Below are 1,968 nucleotides of genomic sequence, written 5' to 3'. Positions count from 1 at the left end.
CAGCTCCTGGGACGCCAGCTCCGGCAGCGGCAGGTACACCTCCGCCACGCGCTCGCGCGCCCGGGCCAGCCGCGTCGCCAGGGACATGGGCGCTTCGCCGGGCAGCGCGCTCTCGCCCGCGTCCACCAGGTCGTCCAGCCGCCGGCAGAAGGCATACAGCGCGAAGGCCGCCTTCTTCCGCTGGCCGAAGAGGAGGTACGACGCGAAGAAGAAGCTCTTGGCGTGGTGGCGCGTGACGACCCGCGCGCGCTGGTAGCCCCGGGCGATGAGCGCCGGAGAAGCGATGCCGCTCATGCCGCCACCTCCACCGCCGCCGGGGCGCCCTCGCGCGGCGACAGCGCCACGCCCTGCTGGTGCGCCCACGCCATCAGCCGCTCGGTGACGAGCCGCGCGGAGATGAGCACCGTGGGCAGGCCCGTGCCCGGCTGAGTGGAGGCCCCCACGAAGAAGAGGTTCTTCACGCGAGGGTCCACGTTGGCCGGGCGGAAGGGGCCAATCTGGAAGAAGTTCTGCGCCAGCCCGAACGCGCTGCCGCGCGCCAGGTTGTACGTGCCCGCCCAGTCATCCGGGGTGAAGACGCGCTCCACCTCGATGTCCGCCTCCAGGTCCGGGTAGCCCAGCTCCGCCATGCGCTGGAACACCTTCGCGCGCACCTTCGGGCCCTCCACCTTCCAGTCCAGGTCCGCGTGCTGGTGCGGCACCGGCACCAGCACGTAGAGCGAGTCCTTCCCCTCCGGCGCCAGCGAGGGGTCCGTGCGCGTGGGCACGTTGACGTAGAAGCTGGGGTCCTCCGGCACGCGGAAGCGCTGGAAGATGTCGTCGAAGGAGCCCGCGTAGTCCCGGCCGAACATCACGTTGTGATGCAGCAGGCCCGGCACCCGCTTCTTCATGCCCAGGTAGAGCATGTAGCCGCTGGAGGTGAAGCGAAGCTTCCCGCCGCGCTTGAACGGCGCGTCCTTCGGGTCGAGCAGCTTCTCGTACGCGTACGGCAGGTCCGCGTTGCACAGGACGGCATCCGCGGCCACCACCTCACCGCCCGCGAGCCGCACGCCCGTGGTGCGCCCCCCTTCCGTGAGGATGCGCTCCACCGGACGGCCGTAGTGCAGCGTCACGCCCTCCTCGCGCGCCAGCCGCTCCAGCGCGAGGGGAATGGCATACAGCCCGCCCTTGGGGAACCAGATGCCCACGCCCAGCTCGGTGAAGGGCAGCAGGCCATACACCGCGGGCGACTCGAAGGGGGACACGCCCAGGTACATGGTCTGGAACGTCATCGCCGCGCGCAGCCGGTCGTCCTGGAAGTAGCGGCTGACGTCCGCGTACATGCGGCGGTGCGCGCGCGCCTTGAAAATCTTGGCCAGCACCCCGGGGGAGAAGTAGTCGCGCACGCCGTTGAAGTTGCGGCCCACGAAGTGGTCCAGGCTGATGCGGTACTGGTCGCGCCCCTGCGCCATGAAGGCCAGGTAGCGCTGGAAGCTGCCGGGCTCCACGCGCTCCAGCTCGCGGCCCATGGTGCACAGCTCGGACGTGAAGGTGACGTCGGAGCCGTCCCGGAAGTGCACCCGGTAGTTCGGGTCGCAGCGGATGAGCGTGAGGTAGTCCTCGATGCGGCGGCCCAGCGCGCGGAAGGTCTCCTCGAACACCTCCGGCATCAACACGATGGTGGGGCCCACGTCCCAGGTGAACCCGTCCACCTGGAGCTGGTTGCACCGGCCGCCGGGGCCGTGCGTCTTCTCGAAGACCTGGACGTCGAAGCCCTGCCGCGCGAGCCTCGCCGCCGCGGCCAGCCCTCCCACCCCCGCGCCCACCACCACCACCCGCTTGCCCTGTGCGCTCATGACGGTGTCCTCAGGAAGCGCGACGCGCGAGCCGGCGGATGAGGGCGTCCAGCAAGTCCCGCATGCCGTGGGGGTTGGGCAACGCCTGCAGGCTCCGCCGCGCCGCGCGCGAGGCCCGCTCCACCGCGCGCTC

Annotated in this window: 2 protein-coding genes; both read right to left on the bottom strand. The window is 71.0% G+C overall.

Annotated elements, in window-relative coordinates:
- Positions 1-294, bottom strand: a 294-nt coding sequence (locus ACLEQD_RS42270) for a squalene/phytoene synthase family protein (protein ID WP_410391615.1), incomplete at its 3' end; no start/stop codon positions are given.
- Positions 291-1,835 carry a phytoene desaturase family protein gene (locus ACLEQD_RS42265; RefSeq protein WP_410391613.1) on the bottom strand — a complete coding sequence of 515 codons (1,545 nt, stop codon included), beginning with the start codon at positions 1,833-1,835 and terminating at the stop codon, positions 291-293. The genes ACLEQD_RS42270 and ACLEQD_RS42265, both read right to left, overlap by 4 nt.
- Positions 1,836-1,968: the final 133 nt, after the last annotated feature.

The organism is Corallococcus sp. 4LFB (assembly GCF_046520365.1).
In the GTDB taxonomy this organism is placed as follows: domain Bacteria; phylum Myxococcota; class Myxococcia; order Myxococcales; family Myxococcaceae; genus Corallococcus; species Corallococcus caeni.
The sequence above is the reverse complement of the archived record's forward strand: the minus strand, read 5'-3'. Positions and strand labels throughout refer to the sequence as shown.